The organism is Bacillus sp. NSP9.1 (assembly GCF_000465465.2).
Lineage (GTDB): Bacteria > Bacillota > Bacilli > Bacillales > Bacillaceae > Bacillus > Bacillus sonorensis_A.
Genome location: NZ_CP048273.1, coordinates 2,948,047 through 2,964,812, shown reverse-complemented (window position 1 = coordinate 2,964,812; position 16,766 = coordinate 2,948,047). Strand labels below are relative to the sequence as shown.

General features: G+C 44.1%; 16 protein-coding genes. 15 read left to right on the top strand and 1 reads right to left on the bottom strand.

Annotated elements, in window-relative coordinates; translation table 11 throughout:
- Positions 1-62 precede the first annotated feature (62 nt).
- The 8 genes from gndA to M654_RS15400 all read left to right on the top strand — a co-directional run bounded on the left by gndA (position 63) and on the right by M654_RS15400 (position 8,589).
- Positions 63-1,472, top strand: coding sequence for an NADP-dependent phosphogluconate dehydrogenase (gndA, locus tag M654_RS15435; protein WP_026587774.1), 1,410 nt, complete (start codon positions 63-65; stop codon positions 1,470-1,472).
- A 118-nt stretch (positions 1,473-1,590) separates the two neighbouring features.
- On the top strand, positions 1,591-2,376 hold the full coding sequence (locus tag M654_RS15430; RefSeq protein WP_026587773.1) for a glucose 1-dehydrogenase: 786 nt from the start codon (positions 1,591-1,593) through the stop codon (positions 2,374-2,376).
- Between the two features lie 141 nt (positions 2,377-2,517).
- Positions 2,518-4,176: an alkaline phosphatase gene (locus tag M654_RS15425; protein WP_026587772.1), complete on the top strand. Its 1,659-nt coding sequence runs from the start codon at positions 2,518-2,520 to the stop codon at positions 4,174-4,176.
- A 147-nt stretch (positions 4,177-4,323) separates the two neighbouring features.
- Complete coding sequence (locus tag M654_RS15420; RefSeq protein ID WP_026587771.1) at positions 4,324-4,632, top strand: PTS sugar transporter subunit IIB; 309 nt, start codon at positions 4,324-4,326, stop codon at positions 4,630-4,632.
- 5 nt (positions 4,633-4,637) lie between these two features.
- Positions 4,638-4,970 carry a PTS sugar transporter subunit IIA gene (locus M654_RS15415; protein ID WP_026587770.1) on the top strand — a complete coding sequence of 111 codons (333 nt, stop codon included), beginning with the start codon at positions 4,638-4,640 and terminating at the stop codon, positions 4,968-4,970.
- A 37-nt stretch (positions 4,971-5,007) separates the two neighbouring features.
- Positions 5,008-6,324 carry a PTS cellobiose transporter subunit IIC gene (gene celB / locus M654_RS15410; RefSeq protein WP_026587769.1) on the top strand — a complete coding sequence of 439 codons (1,317 nt, stop codon included), beginning with the start codon at positions 5,008-5,010 and terminating at the stop codon, positions 6,322-6,324.
- A gap of 15 nt (positions 6,325-6,339) precedes the next feature.
- Complete coding sequence (locus M654_RS15405) at positions 6,340-7,755, top strand: glycoside hydrolase family 1 protein (RefSeq protein WP_026587768.1); 1,416 nt, start codon at positions 6,340-6,342, stop codon at positions 7,753-7,755.
- Positions 7,756-7,875: 120 nt separating this feature from the next.
- Entirely contained in the window at positions 7,876-8,589 is a 714-nt protein-coding gene (locus M654_RS15400; RefSeq protein WP_026587767.1) for a GntR family transcriptional regulator, read from the top strand.
- Positions 8,590-8,706: 117 nt separating this feature from the next.
- On the opposite strand, the gene M654_RS15395 is transcribed toward M654_RS15400, so the two are convergent.
- Positions 8,707-9,255 carry a helix-turn-helix domain-containing protein gene (locus M654_RS15395; protein WP_026587766.1) on the bottom strand — a complete coding sequence of 183 codons (549 nt, stop codon included), beginning with the start codon at positions 9,253-9,255 and terminating at the stop codon, positions 8,707-8,709.
- A gap of 602 nt (positions 9,256-9,857) precedes the next feature.
- On the opposite strand from M654_RS15395, the gene brnQ reads away from it, so the two are divergent.
- The 7 genes from brnQ to M654_RS15360 all read left to right on the top strand — a co-directional run bounded on the left by brnQ (position 9,858) and on the right by M654_RS15360 (position 16,756).
- The gene (gene brnQ / locus M654_RS15390) at positions 9,858-11,213 is read left to right on the top strand and encodes a branched-chain amino acid transport system II carrier protein (protein WP_035428176.1); all 1,356 of its coding nucleotides are present in this window, start codon (positions 9,858-9,860) and stop codon (positions 11,211-11,213) included.
- A gap of 83 nt (positions 11,214-11,296) precedes the next feature.
- The gene (locus M654_RS15385) at positions 11,297-11,566 is read left to right on the top strand and encodes a (2Fe-2S)-binding protein (protein ID WP_026587764.1); all 270 of its coding nucleotides are present in this window, start codon (positions 11,297-11,299) and stop codon (positions 11,564-11,566) included.
- Complete coding sequence (locus M654_RS15380) at positions 11,563-11,904, top strand: (2Fe-2S)-binding protein (RefSeq protein WP_026587763.1); 342 nt, start codon at positions 11,563-11,565, stop codon at positions 11,902-11,904. Before M654_RS15385 ends, M654_RS15380 begins: the two co-directional genes overlap by 4 nt.
- Complete coding sequence (locus M654_RS15375) at positions 11,897-13,129, top strand: NAD(P)/FAD-dependent oxidoreductase (RefSeq protein WP_026587762.1); 1,233 nt, start codon at positions 11,897-11,899, stop codon at positions 13,127-13,129. The genes M654_RS15380 and M654_RS15375 overlap by 8 nt, the downstream gene beginning before the upstream one ends.
- Positions 13,126-14,307, top strand: a complete 1,182-nt coding sequence (locus M654_RS15370; RefSeq protein WP_026587761.1) for an NAD(P)/FAD-dependent oxidoreductase — start codon at positions 13,126-13,128, stop codon at positions 14,305-14,307. The genes M654_RS15375 and M654_RS15370 overlap by 4 nt, the downstream gene beginning before the upstream one ends.
- Before the next feature lie 76 nt (positions 14,308-14,383).
- Entirely contained in the window at positions 14,384-15,361 is a 978-nt protein-coding gene (locus M654_RS15365; protein WP_026587760.1) for an ornithine cyclodeaminase family protein, read from the top strand.
- Between the two features lie 399 nt (positions 15,362-15,760).
- Entirely contained in the window at positions 15,761-16,756 is a 996-nt protein-coding gene (locus M654_RS15360; RefSeq protein WP_026587759.1) for a TAXI family TRAP transporter solute-binding subunit, read from the top strand.
- Positions 16,757-16,766: the final 10 nt, after the last annotated feature.

The following is a 16,766-nucleotide window of genomic DNA, read 5'->3' as shown; positions in this document are numbered from 1 at the left end:
GTAATTTCAATTTAAATAAAAATTAAACTATAATGCTAAACGCTTTAGAAGGGACGTTAGACATGGCAAAACAACAAATTGGTGTAGTTGGTTTAGCAGTAATGGGAAAAAACCTCGCTTTAAATATTGAGAGCCGCGGGTTTTCGGTTTCTGTATACAACAGATCAAGCGAGAAAACCGACGAATTTCTCAAAGAAGCAGAGGGAAAACAGGTTGTCGGCACATACAGCATAGAAGAATTCGTTGAATCTCTTGAAAAGCCGCGCAAAATCCTCCTGATGGTCAAAGCCGGAACACCGACTGATGCTACCATTCAATCACTTCTGCCTCATCTTGAGAAAGGCGATATTTTGATTGACGGCGGAAATACATATTATAAAGATACGCAAAGAAGAAACAAAGAGCTTGCCGAAAGCGGTATTCATTTCATCGGTACCGGCGTATCCGGCGGTGAAGAAGGCGCCTTGAAAGGCCCGTCCATCATGCCGGGCGGACAGAAGGAAGCCCATGAGCTTGTCAAGCCGATACTTGAAGCGATTTCTGCAAAAGTCGACGGAGAACCATGTACGACTTATATCGGTCCGGACGGAGCCGGCCATTATGTGAAAATGGTTCATAACGGCATCGAATACGGAGACATGCAGCTGATTTCTGAATCCTACTTTATTCTTAAACACCTTGTCGGCTTGTCATCTGATGAGCTTCACGAGGTATTTTCCGAGTGGAACAAGGGAGAGCTTGACAGCTACCTGATCGAAATCACGGCTGACATCTTTACGAAAAAAGATGATGAAACCGGCAAGCCGCTTGTTGATGTGATTTTGGACAAAGCCGGCCAAAAAGGTACAGGAAAATGGACGAGCCAAAGCGCCCTTGATCTTGGCGTTCCGCTTCCGATCATTACCGAGTCCGTTTTTGCCCGCTTCATTTCCGCGATGAAAGACGAGCGCGTCAAGGCAAGCAAGCTTCTTGCAGGCCCTGAGGCGAAAACAGTTGCGGAGAACAAAGAAGAATTGATTGAAGCCGTCAGAAAAGCTCTCTTCATGAGCAAAATCTGTTCTTACGCGCAAGGCTTTGCCCAAATGAAAGCCGCTTCAGAAGAATACGGCTGGGATTTGAAATACGGTGACATCGCGATGATCTTCCGCGGAGGATGCATCATCCGTGCGGCCTTCCTGCAAAAAATCAAGGAAGCGTACGACCGTGATCCTGAGCTTGATAACCTGTTGCTTGATCCTTATTTCAAAGACATTGTTGAAAGCTATCAGGGGGCTCTCCGCAAAACGATTGCCCTTGCTGTTGAACAGGGAATCCCTGTACCTTGCTTCTCAAGCGCTCTCGCTTATTTTGACAGCTACCGCACTGCGACACTGCCGGCCAACTTAATCCAGGCGCAGCGCGATTATTTTGGAGCACATACTTATGAGCGCACAGACAAAGAAGGCATTTTCCACACCGAGTGGATGAAATAAACAAGCAAAAACCGCAGCCGAGAGGCTGCGGTTTTTTTGATGACTCCGGAAATGCATGCTTTCAGCGGTTATGTGGAAACATATGAAACATCAGCATTCATAAGGAGGAATCAATACGATGTATCCAAGTTTAGAGGGAAAAACGGTTGTCATCACCGGAGCCGGGACAGGCCTTGGAAAAGCGATGGCGCTGCGTTTTGGAGCGGAAAAGGCCAATGTTGTCATCAATTACTTTAAAGAAGAAGAAAATCCGGGGGAAACGGTGAAAGAAATAGAAGATGGCGGCTCCCGTGCGGTTGCGATTCAAGGAGATGTCTCAAAAGAAGGAGATGTGAAAACGCTCATCAAAAAAGCGGTTGATACATTCGGTTCAGTCGATGTGATGATCAATAATGCGGGAGTGGAAAACGAAGTCCCTTCTGAAGACTTATCTCTTGAAGATTGGAACCGCGTCATTTCGACGAATTTGACCGGTATGTTTTTGGGCTGCCGGGAAGCGATTGATTATATGCTTGCGCATGACATCAAAGGGTCTGTGATCAACATGTCATCCGTCCATCAGCAAATCCCGTGGCCTCATTTTGTCCATTATGCAGCGAGCAAAGGAGGCGCCAAATTATTGACGGAAACACTCGCCCTTGAATACGCTCCGAAAGGCATTCGGGTCAATGCGATCGGACCGGGCGCAATCGATACGCCGATCAACGCCGAGAAGTTTGCCGATCCTGAATTAAAACAAGGGGTGATTGAACTGATTCCAATCGGCTATATCGGAAAACCGGAGGAAGTCGCCGCATGTGCGGCCTGGCTGGCGTCAGATGAAGCGAGCTATGTGACGGGGCTGACCTTGTATGTGGACGGCGGAATGACAAAATACCCGGGCTTTCAAGCCGGAAAAGGGTAATGAAAAAGAAGGCGAAAGGCCTTCTTTTCATCATAAGACAACAATCATTACATAAGATTAATAGACAGAAAAAACCCTGTTAACATTGCGGTGATAAAGTAAGGGGTGTCAACAAATCAACAGCTTTGGAGGGGGTACATAATGGGTTTTTTGCGCAACAGAATCATCGGCTTTACATTGGCGGGCGCTGTCGCATTAGGTTCAGCTGGAACGGGCAGCGCGGCAATGGAGACAGCGAAAAAAAAGGAACCGAAAGCAAAAAACGTCATCATGATGGTCATGGACGGAACAAGCTCAACGGCGACGACTTTGGCGCGCTGGTATAAAGGCGAGCCTTTAGCGCTGGATCAAATCGTCACCGGCGGTGTCAGAACGTTTTCCGCTGAATCGGCGATCACAGATTCAGCACCGGCTGGAACGGCGATGGCAACCGGGAGGAAATCAAATTCTTCCTATGTCGGTGTACTGCCTTCAGTCGTCAATTCGCCTGGTGCAGAGCCCGTCAGTGAGAAAGACCATTACCGCCCTGTGGCAAATGTCCTCGAGGGAGCGAAACAGACAGGCAGAGCAACCGGAATTGTCGCGACATCAGAAATTCAGCATGCGACACCTGCCTCTTATTCCGCGCACCATTTGAACCGAAACAATTTTGAAGTGCTGGGCGAACAGCAGGTTTATCAAAACATCGATGTCGTTCTCGGCGGCGGAAAAGAATCGCTAAAGCCGGGTAATCGTGAAAAGAGCCGCAAGGACAATGAAGATCTTGTCAGCGTGATTCATGACAAAAAATACGACTTTGTGGAAACAAAACAAGATCTGGTCAAGTCAAAATCGAAAAAAATCTGGGGAGCTTTTGCCGAGCGCGATCTGGCATATGATATGGATCGCAGCATCACAAATCCCGATCAGCCGACACTGGCCGAGATGACGAAAAAATCGATTCAGACGCTGTCCAAGGATAAAGACGGTTTCTTCTTATTCGTTGAAGGCAGCAAGCCGGACTGGGCGGCGCATCAAAATGATCCGATCGGCATCATCAGCGATGTCCTGGCATTTGATGACGCGGTCAAAGAAGCCTTGAATTTTGCCAAGAAAGACAAAAACACGATGGTCATCGCCGTCACCGACCATGGCAACAGCGGCATTTCAATCGGGAACAGCAATACGACAAAAGGCTATGACAAAACACCGGTTTCCGCCTATATTGATCCGCTGAAAAAAGCCAAAATGACGCTCGAAGGTGCAACAGGAAAGCTGAAAGATGATTTATCAAATATCGAAGAAGCAGCCGGGCTGTATGGCCTCGACAATTTAACGGCTTCTGAGAAGGAAAAGCTGCAAGGTGTCAAAAACAAGGAAGAAGCAGCCGACGTCTTTAAAAAGATGCTGGCAAACCGGGCGAACATCGGCTTCACAACGGGCGGTCATACCGGGGAAGACGTCTTCCTGTATTCGTACGGTCCGAAAAAGCCTGAAGGGCTCGTTGATAATACCGACATCGCGAAAACGATGGCAAAGGCCATGGGCTTTAACTTAAACAAATTAACGAAAAAATTGTTTATTGAAGCCGAACAGGCGTTTAAGAAAGCGGGAGCCAGCGTGACCATCGACAAAAAAGATCCGGAAAACCCGGTGCTGGTCGCATCCCGCAAAAACACCAAAGCAGAAATGCCGGTCAACAAAAACATCATCAAGATCAAAGGAAAAGAATATGAATTGGACAGCGTCATCGTCGAAAGCAATGGAACATTCTATGTGCCGGAAGAAGCCGTCAAGCTCTTTAAAAAGCATACCCGATAGCCGGAAAAAGCTCCTCTCAGAAAGAGAGGGGCTTTTTGATATGACAAAATAAATACAAACATTTATTTTTAAATGTATAGACATTTAAAAATAAAACGATATAATAATAGTATGTGAAAGCGCTTTTAATAAAGGAAGGGGATCATCATGAAGAAAATTTTATTGGCATGCAGTTCAGGAATGTCAACAAGCCTCCTTGTCACAAAAATGGAGGAATACGCGAAATCGCTTGGTGATGAAGTGACAATCTGGGCGGTTGGACAAGACCAGGCTAAAAAAGAAATGGCAGAAGCCGACGTTGTATTAATCGGTCCGCAAATGAGCTTTTTGAAAGACGAGTTGCAAAAGGAAGCGGAAAAGTACGGCATCCAAGTCGATGTGGTTGATATGATGGCTTACGGCATGGCTGACGGAAAAAAAGCATATGAGCAGGCTTTAAGCCTGATCGGGGATTGACAGTGATGGAAAAAACAACATTTGCCGAATTAACAGACGAACAAATTTGTTTTCAGCTGATTCTCCACAGCGGAAACGCCCGCAGCAAAGTCATCCAGTCCCTCAGGGAATACAGAGAGGGAAGGGCAGAAAAAGCGATGGCGCTGCTCAAGCAGGCCGAGGATGATCTGCGGCAGTCCCATGATATTCATTTTCAAATGATCCAAAGGGAAGCGGGCGGGGAGAAAAACGAGTTTTCTTTACTTTTGCTGCATGCGGAAGATCATTTCATGTCGACGCTTACGATGAAGGAACTTGTCTCTGAGTTGCTGGAATTGTTCAAAGAGAAAAAACTATAAGCCGCAAAAGGCGAAGGATAAGGGGGAAACTTCGACCATGTTTGAAAAACTAAGCAATCTTCTCGTTCCGATTGCCGGGAAGCTGAATAACAACCGGTATTTAGGCGTGCTTAGGGACGCGTTCATGCTGGCTTTTCCGCTCACGATTTTCGGATCGATTATCGTCGTATTAACGAATTTGCCGTTCCTTAATAAAATGATGAGCAAATCAGCGCTTGAAAATTTTCAGTCCGTTTTAAGCATTGCTCCGAATGCCACGATCAACATCATGTCTGTGTTTGTCGTATTCGGGATCGGATACTATCTATCCAAAAGCTATAAAGTCGAGGCGGTGTTTGGGGGAGTCGTCGCTTTGGCGTCGTTCCTATTGCTTACGCCGTTCTTTTTAAACGGAGAAGGCGGAGAAACGGTCTCCAATGTCATTCCGATTGACAGGCTCGGTGCAAAAGGAATGTTCCTCGGCATGATAACGGCCTTTACATCGGCCGAGATATTCAGGTTTTTTGTCCAGAAAAATTATACGATTAAAATGCCTTCCGGTGTCCCGCCGGCGGTTTCTAAATCATTTGCCGCGCTGATTCCGGCGGTGATGACGCTGTCGGTCTATTTAATCATTAATATCATCATCACCCAGGTGTTCAACACGAATATGCATGATTTGATCTACACTCTCGTTCAGGCGCCGCTTGTCGGACTTGGAAGCGGTATCATTCCGACCCTTGTCGCCATCTTTTTTACGCAGCTGCTGTGGTTCTTCGGGCTGCACGGACAAATCATCATCAATTCGGTGATGGATCCGATCTGGAATACACTATCTATTGAAAATTTAAACAGCTATACGGCAACAGGTGAGGTGCCGCACATCATCAACAAACAGTTTATGGAAGTCTATACCGTCGGAATGGGAGGAACCGGGATGACGCTGGCCGTCATCGTTGCGATTCTATTGTTTATGAGAAGCAAGCAGATGAAGCAGGTGGCGAAGCTTGGTGCGGCTCCGGGCATTTTTAATGTAAACGAACCGATTATTTTCGGCCTGCCGATCGTCATGAATCCGCTGATTTTCATTCCGTGGGTCATCTCGCCGATGATCGTCACGCTGATCACGTATTTTGCCATGGCCTCAGGAATCGTTCCGCCGCCGACGGGTGTCACGATTCCTTGGACAGTGCCGATTTTTATCAGCGGCATGATGGCCACCAATTCGCTCGCCGGCGGCATCCTGCAGATTTTTAATTTAGCCGTTGTCTTTTTAATCTGGTTCCCGTTTTTGAAATTCATCGACCGTATGAATATGAAGAAAGAACAGGAAACCAGCGCTTCAGAACAAAATAAGACGACGATAGGGTTGTAAAAGGAGATTGATGACATGACAAAAGCAGAAATAAAGACAGAGCGACTTCCATATCGTTTTCCAAAAAACTTCTGGTGGGGATCGGCAGCATCAGCCACTCAAACCGAAGGGGCGGCCGATGAAGGAGGCAAAGGGAAAAATATTTGGGACCACTGGTATGAAAAAGAACCCCATCGTTTTTTCGACGGAGTGGGGCCAAAAAAAACGTCGCGTTTTTACGAGACTTATAGAGAAGACATTCAGCTGATGAAGGAGCTTGGCCACAATTCTTTCCGCTTTTCGATTTCATGGTCGCGGCTGTTTCCTGAAGGAAAAGGTCTGTTGAACGAGGAAGGGGCGGCCTTTTACAATCGAGTCATCGACGAGCTGCTTGCGGCAGGCATCGAACCGTTTGTCAACCTTTATCATTTTGATATGCCGCTTGCGCTTCAGGAAATCGGCGGCTGGGAAAACCGGAAAGTTGTCGACGATTTTGTTTCATACGCGGAAACCTGCTTCCGCCTTTACGGGGACCGGGTCAAAAAATGGTTTACGCATAATGAGCCGATTGTTCCGGCGGAAGGCGGCTATTTATACGATTTTCATTATCCGAATGAAGTGGATTTTGCGAAAGCCGTGCAGGTGGCCTACCACGAAATTTTGTCAAACGCCAAGGCGGTCGAAGCCTACCGGAATCTTGGCGGGGACGGAAAAATCGGCATCATTTTAAATTTAACGCCATCCTATCCGCGAAGCCGTCATCCGGCAGATGTTAAAGCATCTGAAATTGCCGACGCATTCTTCAACAGGTCGTTTCTTGATCCGGCCGTAAAAGGCGAGTTTCCGCAAGACTTAACAGATATTTTAAAAGAGGAAGGATACATGCCTGAAACCAAGCCTGGCGATTTGGACGTGATCAAAGAGAATACGGTCGATCTGCTTGGTGTCAACTATTATCAGCCGAGGCGTGTCAAAGCAAAAGAACATCTGCCGCACCCGGATGCGCCATTTATGCCTGAACGCTTTTTTGACAACTATGAGATGCCGGGCCGCAAAATGAACCGCCACCGCGGCTGGGAGATTTATGAAAAGGGTATTTATGATATTTTAATCAATCTCAAAAACAACTACGGTAATATTGAATGCTTTATTTCCGAGAACGGAATGGGGGTTGAAGGAGAGGAGCGTTTTCTTGGCGAAGACGGCATGATCCATGACGACTACCGGATTGCGTTTATTAGAGAGCATTTAAAATGGGTGCATCAAGCCATTCAGGAAGGCTCGAATGTAAAGGGCTACCACCTGTGGACATTCATGGACAACTGGTCGTGGACGAACGCTTATAAAAACCGCTACGGCTTTGTGTCTGTCAACCTTGACAAAAACGGCGAGAGGACGGTTAAAAAGAGCGGCCACTGGTTTAAGCGGGTCAGCGAAAATAACGGATTTTAAGCGGTTCTGTTAGAAGAGATGGTCTTTTAGGCCATCTTTTTATTTCCAGCCTAAAACAGATATAATAAGAAAGAATGGACAGAACATAAAAATAGAATCCTTAGTACTGGTGGTTAAAACATGAGAAAATACGAATATATTTCAAATGAAATGAGGAGGCGGATTCAGGAGGAATACTATCCGGTCGATCAGCCCATACCTGATGAGCTTTCTCTCGCCAAAGAATTTTCCTGCAGCAGAATGACGATGAAAAGGGCTCTCGACATTCTCGTTTCAGAAGGTATGCTGTACCGCAAACGGGGGCACGGCACCTTTATTGTGAAATCATCCATTCAGGATCTCCCCGTCAGCGTGACGGACCGTGAAAACCTTGGATTGACAAAACTTCTCGCCAACAAACAGATCGAAAGCCGCATCATTCAGTTTGATGTTGAGTTTCCGTCGCCGGAAGTGGCTGATCGATTATCAATCGAAAAGAGCGTTCCGGTGTATCACATCATCAGGCTCCGGAAGGTCGAAGGCGAACCGTATGTCATTGAAGAAACATACATGCCTTCCAACGTGATTCGAGAATTAAACGAAGATGTGCTTCACAGCTCTGTTTATCGGCATATCACGGAAACGCTGAAATTGACAATCGCCGGCTCCCACCGGAAAATCAGGGCGGATAAGCCGACGGAACTGGACCGCAAATATCTGGAATGCGCTGCCGACGATCCGGTGCTTGAAGTCGAACAGGTCGCATTTTTAAATACGGGGGAGCCGTTTGAATATTCTTTTGCAAGACATCGCTATGATAAATTTGTGTTTTCCAGCGTTCATATTCGGAAATGATCAAAACTGCATGAGTAGGAGTGTTTGCATAGCCATAACAAAAGGATCGATTTTTTTAAAAAATCGATCCTTTATTTTGCACTGCTTGTCCCGTAAGACACTTGTTGAGATATGGAATCAATCACGAGAGGGGGCGGCACTAACAAATATAAAATTCGTAGGTTTGTCTGTTTTGTTAAACCAGTTGTGAGGTTTGGTTGATTCTATATGGATGCTGTCCCCGGGGAAAAGATCGTATTCTACGTCATCAAAAATGATCGTCATCATGCCTTCGATGACGTAAATAAATTCCTGCCCTTCATGAGAAAAAGGTATGCCTCTTTTATCACCAGGCATCAGGGTAACGAAAATGGGCACAAACAAGGGGTTCGATACATTGCCGGATAGATCCGAATAGGTAAAGGATGTCTTATGTTCAACTTGTCTGTCAGAAGCTCGTCTAATCATGTTTTTGTCAATTTGTATATTGTCGGGAAAGAAATAACTGGGACTGACCCCGAGAGCTTCAGATATTTTTCGTAAGGAAAGCAATGTAATGGAACATAGAGAACGTTCTACCTGGGATATGAAGCTGATCGATAAGCCTGTTTTTTCGGAGACTTCCTTCAATGTCATTTTTTTCTCTTTGCGGAGCCTTTTAATTAAATGTCCTACATCTGAATCCATTTTTTACCCCCAAAAAATAAGCTGCTGGTCTGTTCAACATTACAGAGATCCGGGTTCAAAAAACTTTGTCAAAAGAAATCGTCTGTAATATGTTCTCACGAAGCAGTTGTCGACCCGATTTGTTTCATTTTATAATTTAACCACTGCTTAAAAGAATCCATTTTTAATTATTCTTAATTTTAACATGTCGACCTTGGAAAGTGAAGTTATCTCATTTTTACCTCTCATATTTAAAAACAACTGTGACCAAAGATATGCTTTAAGAAAAATCATTAAATGATTGAATTTTTAGAAAATGAAAAGTATAATAACATCAACACTTAAAATTTAAGTGACACTTAAAAATTTAATTTGTTTTAAAATATGGACTTTAGGAGGTGAAGTTATTTTATTAGCGTTTCCTTCTATCTATTATTTTTAGTCTAAAATTTAATTGTCACTTAAATTTTTAAATGTTGATTTTAGTGTCCGTTCAATTCATGGATAAGGTATCACTGTGATGGCTAACCGTTTTTATTTTCTCTGCATCAAATTAAAGCGTTTACAAAGGGGGATGGATGATATGCAGAGAGAGGTTCTTTACATGATAAGGGGGACTTTAAATGAAAAATACTTTGTCGGCAGGACAACTTATGGCTATCGGTCTGATGTTATTTGCGATGTTTCTCGGGGCCGGTAACACCATATTCGCACCAATGGTCGGTCAACTTGCAGGAACGAACACATGGATTGCGATGTCAGGGTTTTTGATTACAGGTGTCGGACTCGTCTTATTAGCCATTATCGCATTAGCCATCTCGGGAGGTACGGTAGAGAAGCTTGCGTCAAGAGTACATCCAAAGTTCGGGATGATATTTTCGATCGCTCTTTTTTTAACCTTAGGACCCATCTACGTCATTCCAAGAACGACATCAGTCGTATATGAGATATCGGTAAACCCTGTCATCACTGAGAGGGTTCAATCAAATCATGCTTTCTTATTTCTGTTTTCTTTTCTGTTTATTCTCATGACTGTTTTGCTTTCTCTTAACCCAAGTAAGTTTGTCGATCGGTTGGGGAAAATGATAACGCCTATATTTGTTACGCTTTTAATCATCTTAATCGTCAAGTCATTGATGACCCCAATGGGGAGCTTTGGTGAACCGAAAGAACCGTATATACAAGATACGTTTTTTAAAGGGTTTGTTCAAGGATATTATACAATGGATGTTCTTGCCGCGTTTACATTCGGAGGAATTTTCATTAAATCGATTCAAAATGTGGGAGTTGAAGGGAAAAAAGAAATATCCGTTGTTTTTATGAAAGCAGGAATGATAACGGTCGTTGGCTTGGTGCTTTTGCAGTTATCTTTAGCCTGGATAGGAGGATCGAGTGTTGAGGCGATTGGATATGCCAGCAATGGCGGAGAAGTGTTGGCAAAAAGTGCAATCCATTTGTTTGGATATGGCGGAGTATTTTTAATAGGGACTGTTATATTTTTAACCGGAATCACAACAAACATAGCATGTTTATCATCAGTAGCAGAATATTTTAATAGAATCTACCCGAAAGTTTCTTACAAAAAATGGGTAGTGCTCTTAGCTGTTGTTAGTTTAATCATTACCAATTTTGGTTTGAACACAATACTTGAGTTAGCGTCGCCAATTCTCCTTCTTTTATATCCAATAGCGATTACGTTAATTGTTCTTTCCTTCATCAATAATCTATTCAAAGGTTATCAATCCGTATATATCGGTTCAATTATTGGCAGTGGATTTGTCGCATTGTTAGATGCTTTAAAAGAAGCAAATATTTTTGCGGATTTTATTAGTCAAACCTTTTCCTTCATCCCGCTGTTTCATATCGGGGCGGGATGGATCGTAACTGGACTGATTGGAGCTGTTATCGGTATGATTATCGCTGTTTTGAATAAATCGGAAGAAAGAAAGCTTGATATAGGGAATGAAGAAGTGTCCTGATATCGTTCATTTAAGATTGTAACCGTCTAACGATCATTCCGGTTTCATCCCGTATTCATCAAGTATAAATTGAGGTGTTTCCAATGAAAGAAGATGAAATGATTATATGCAGGTGTGAAGAAGTCAGTTTCAAGGAATTGGAGACTACAGCCGCCAGGTATAAATGCTCGTCCAGGGAATTAAAGCTTCGTACGAGGGCGGGCATGGGCTATTGCGGCGGAAGAACATGCCGGACTATTGTCGATCAAATAGCGGCGGCAGCGAATCATCAAAATCCGACATGTGTATCATTGAAATATCAGCCGCCTATACGACCGGTTAGCTTTAAAAATTTAGGAGGGGAAGATCGATGACGCGCAGAATCTTAAACCACCCTATACTCGGAAAAATTGAGGATGATCATGATGTTTCCTTTACATTTAATCATAAGGTCTACAAAGGGCTGGAAAATGAATCTTTGGCAGCGGCACTTTTAGCCAATGGAATTCGCACGCTTCGACATCACGAAAAGAGCGGGTCACCAAGAGGTATCTATTGTAATATTGGCCATTGTTATGAGTGTAGAGTATCGGTAGACGGTCAACAGGGGATCCGGGCATGTCTTACACCTCTTAAAGAGGGAATGGTTGTTGAAAGCAGCGGCGGACTGCAACCAGCCAGTAAAGGAGATGGAGGACTGGGAAATGGATAATGCGATGATTATAGGCGCCGGACCTGCAGGTTTAACAGCGGCAGTGACTTGTGCAGAAAATGGAGTGGATGTTGTCGTCATTGATGAATATATGAAAGCTGGCGGCAGGTTGCTCGGACAGCTTTATGAAGAACCGAATGGGTCTTGGTGGAATGGGATGAAAGAATCAGCTGCATTATATGAAAAAGCTGTGAAGCTTGGCGTGACATTTCATTTAAATGTAGCGGTACATCATATCGAGAAATCAAATGGACGCTGGGTTGTTTATACGGAAAAACAAACATTTCATACCAATCATTTGTTGTTAGCAACCGGTGCAGCCGAATCCCCTCTACCTGTACCCGGTTGGACATTACCCGGCGTTATGTCGGTTGGGGCCGCACAGGTGATGACAAATGTTCATCGGATCAAGCCCGGGGAGCGCGGGGTGATAATCGGTGTGAATGTTCTCTCGGCTGCCATTGCTATGGAATTACAACTAGCTGGCGTAGAGATCGCTTGTCTCACTTTACCAAAGATGAACGGTATGACAAAGGGTGCCGGTCATCCAGGAGAAGTCATGGATTCACTTCTTCATGTCTCCCATATGGCTCCGTCTCGACTTGTTCGCTATGGCAGCAAATTCATGAAGAATGATTTTATGAAAAAATTGGGCGTTCAGTTATACCCTAAAAAAGGAGTGAAGATGTGGGGCATTCCCATTCAACTTCGAAAAGCTGTCATCGAGATTTATGGCGAGAATAAAGTGGAAGGCGTGACAATAGCAACAATTAATGCCGATGGGGAAGTCGTTTATGGCAGTGAGGAACAGATTGAAGTGGATTTCGTTTGTATTGCCGGAGGTTTATACCCATTAGCTGAATTAGCGGCAGTTGCAGGTTGTCCATTTTATTTAGTGGAAGAACTGGGAGGCTATGTCCCTTTACATAATGAAAGGATGGAAAGCCCTTTAGAAGGACTGTATGTTGCGGGAAACATTACGGGTATTGAAGGAGCAAAGGTTGCTGCTGCACAGGGGAAAACGGCAGGTTTATCAATTGCACACCGCGCCGGAAAGAAAGGATTGGATATGGAGATTCAAGATTCTATTAAAATGACTGAACAGATCAGAAATCGTGCATATATACAATTCCACCCGGAAATAGAGGCCGGAAGAAAGAAAATCTCACAGCAATGGGAAGTTTATCAATCTACTAAAAGAAGTCTAGGAGGCGGGGTCACATGAATAGCACATTTCATCGCGATGTTGTTGTCATCGGGGGTGGAATTATCGGTTCAGCGATCGCTTACTATTGCTCAAAATCCGGTTTGGATATCACGGTTCTCGAAAAAAATGAATTGGCGAGTGGAACATCCTCTAAATGCGATGGAAATATTTTAGCAGTGGATAAGGATCCTGGCTTTGATAGTCAAATGGCTCTAAAAAGTCAACAATTGGTGCATGAATTAAGCCATGAGCTTGAAATCCCATTTGAATATCGGAACCCTGGCAGTGTTTTAGTTTGTGAAAACAACACGGAAATGGAAGCTGCACAAAAATGGGTCCGGCAACAACAAGATGCAGGCCTGGATTTTCGACTGTTGGATCGGGAAGACTTGCGCAATGAATCTCCTTACTTTTCAGACGATCTCCCAGGCGGGCTTGAGTGCAGGACTGATTCGATCGTCAGTCCCTATATGCTCACATACTCGATGATTCACCGTGCCCAACAATTCGGAGCGAAAGTACATACGAATACGGAAGTGAAACAGCTTTATCAAAATCAAGTCAATCAATTTGTCATTGAGACAAATAACGGAACCTTTACAGCGAATAAGGTTGTCAATGCGTGCGGGGTATGGGCTCCGTTTATTGGAGAGATGCTCGGTATAGACATTCCAATAAAGCCGCGTAAAGGTCAGGTCATGGTTGCTTCTAGACAACAGTCTGTTGGATTAAGAAATGTCATGGAATTTGGCTACCTTATTTCAAAATTTGGCGGGGAGAGGAAAGTGGATCCCTTAACTGATCAATACGGAGTTGCATTGGTTTTCGAGCCTACCGAAAGCCAAAACTTTTTAATTGGCAGCAGTCGTCAATTTAATGGATATGACACAAAAGTGAATCATGAAGTGATGAAATGTATCGCCAAAAGAGCTGTTCGTTTTTACCCTAAAATTGCCGATATGACGGTGATCAGAACATACGCGGGATTACGGCCGTGGACCGCTGACCACCTTCCGATTATTTCACATGTTGAAAAGGTGCCGGGATTTTATATAGCAGCGGGACATGAAGGGGACGGCATAAGCTTAGCGGCGATTACAGGTCAAGTCATTTCAGAAATGATCAATGAACATGATACATCGATTCCGATTGAACCACTCCGGTATGACAGATTCAATGTCCATGTCAAGCAGTGATCGTCATGAAGACACCATACCAGAAACAAAAGAACGGAATAAGTCTTCCGCAATTTGCAGGAAAGGATGAAAAAACATGTTAATCTTAAACGCTGATGAACAAAAAAGTTTAGTCAATATGAATGAGATCATTGAATGCGCCGCTGTCGCATTGAAAGAATTTTCAGAAGAAAGAACAATTACACCGATTCGTGCCGCATTACAGTTTGATCATGGTCAAAATACTGCATTGGTCATGCCTTCGGTAGCTGAAGAGCTCAGGACCCTTGGATTAAAAATAGTCACCGTAGCGCCTCATAATAAGACCTTAGGGAAGAAAACGATCAATGGTGTTGTGATGTTGTCAGACTTCAAAACAGGAGAACCAATCGCTCTTTTGGAAGGCTCTTATTTAACGATGATGAGAACAGGCGCCTTATCAGGTGTAGCAACGAAATATTTATCCCGCCAAGATTCAAAAAAGCTATGTATAATCGGTACAGGGGAACAAGCAAAAGGTCTGGTTGAAGCTGTACTCGCTGTTCGAGACATTGAAGAGGTTTTACTTTATAACCGAACTGAACAAAAAGCACAACAATTTAGCGAATATATTAAAAAGAAATTTAATAAACGAGTACACGTCTATTCAGACCCGGATGAAGCAGTACGTGAAGCTGACATTATTGTAACGACAACAAATTCTACAACACCGGTATTTTCAGAGCCATTAAAACAGGGGGTTCATGTCAATGCAGTAGGTTCATTTAGACCAGCAATGCAAGAGTTACCATCTCATGTCATGTCTCTAGCCGATAAAGTCGTAGTGGAATCTAGTGAAGCAGCATTAGAGGAGACTGGTGATTTACAAGTTCCGATAAGCGAAGGCGTTTTTAAGCCTGGCGACATCTACGGAGAGCTTGGGCAAATTGTAAGCGGAGAATGCAACGGACGAGTCGATGATCAAGAAATCACTGTTTTTAAATCAGTTGGATTAGCTGTTGTGGATATTGTAGTCGCTCAATATTTTTATCAAAAGGCTATTGAACATAAGGTTGGGATTCATATTCCTTTTTAAGCTGCATAAATGATTTTTCTCCATTATTTCATATCAAAGTGATCATGTACCGAATGAGCATCTTCCTCTTTTTTGGAGGCGGATGCTCATTTTTAGTGTGCGGCAGACCGTTGGCTCCAGGTTCACTTGTCCTTTTATCTCGGGTCACTTTTTCGTGTCCTTGAGAAGATGACGTTTTATCAGGTTTTAATTTTTTCTTTGTAAATAAACTTCCATTTTGTGGTTGGTTGGACGAACCTAGACCGGTGAACGGATTTTGCCGCGGACATGGCATATTAAGAACCGGTCGCTCATAAAATTGACTAAAGAATTAGAAATGAAAGAATATATTGACAATTAATCCAATTTTCATGGTACGATAGAATTGTTATTTGTCCAACAAGCAAAGGGGGAGAATGAATGAAAAAGTGGAAAAGCTTATCATGGTTAGTATTGATGCTGGCGCTTGTCATGGGATTGGCCGCGTGCGGAAGCGACAATGCATCAGGAAATAAGGATGGGGGATCTGCGTCAAAAGGATCAGGAAGCTACAGTCTGCTTACAGGAGGAACCGGCGGTACATATTATCCGCTTGGCGGGCAGTTTGCAAATCTGTGGGAGGATGCGACAGGAGACAAATTTACCACACAGACAACAGGGGCATCGGCTGAAAATATGGCCACTCTGCAAAAAGGGGAAGCTGAAGTCGCTTTTTCTCAGACTGACATTGCCACTTATGCCGTAGAGGGCAAAGAGATGTTTCAAGAAAAAATTGACGGAATCAAAGCGATTGCCGCCCTTTATCCGGAGACGGTGCAGATTGTGACGACGGAAAAAAGCGGGATCGATTCTATTGAAGACTTAAAAGGAAAAACGGTTTCCGTGGGCGCAGCGGGCGCAGGGGTCAACATCAACGCCAAGCAGATTTTGGAGGTCCACGGGCTTACCTTTGACGATATCAAACCGCAAAATCTTTCATTTGAAGAATCAACCGACGGCATCCAGTCCGGTGCGATCGACGCTGCATTTATTACGGCCGGAACGCCTACAGGGGCAGTTGAAGGGCTGTCTGCACAAAATAAAATCAAAATCTTAAACATTGGAGAAGACAAACAGAAAAAGCTGATGGAGAAATATCCGTTTTATGCGAAGGATACGATTAAAAGCGGAACGTACGGGATCGACAAAGATGTGAACACAGTGGCGGTCAAAGCGATGCTTGTTGCGACCGACAAGCTGGATGAAGACACCGTCTACAAGATGACAAAAGCGCTTTTTGAAGCGGATAAAATCAATCATGCAAAGGGCGAGTTTATCAAGCCGGAAACAGCGCTTGAAGGATTGGGCGATATCGAGATCCATCCGGGGGCAGCCAAGTATTACAAAGAAAAAGGGATCGAAAAGCCAAACGAATAACTTTGACCGG